Source organism: Vibrio sp. Y2-5 (genome assembly GCF_014596725.1).
Taxonomy (GTDB): domain Bacteria; phylum Pseudomonadota; class Gammaproteobacteria; order Enterobacterales; family Vibrionaceae; genus Vibrio.
Window position 1 is genome coordinate 1 of the sequence record NZ_JACVEG010000141.1, and the last position, 242, is coordinate 242.

A 242-nucleotide genomic window follows, 5' to 3' on the forward strand; every position below is an offset into this window, starting at 1 on the left:
ATGTAGAAGCTCCAGAGCAAGGTGAGCAGGATGATCCATCTGATTATGAAACAGAAAATCAAGAAGAAAATAATGAAGAATTGGCAACGATGAATGGGAATGATGGCGAAGAAGAAAATCCGGAATTGTCCGATGTAGAAGATATAAAGCAGCCTGAGCAAGATGATCCTTCCGATTACGAAACAGAACAAGATGGAGGGAACGGTGAAGTTTTAGTAACGACTGAAGAAACTGAAGTGGAT

At 40.5% G+C, this 242-nt stretch carries 1 protein-coding gene; it reads left to right on the forward strand.

From position 1 onward, the window contains the following. On the forward strand, positions 1–242 hold a 242-nt coding region (locus HUO09_RS22260), incomplete at both ends, for a hypothetical protein (protein WP_188235310.1).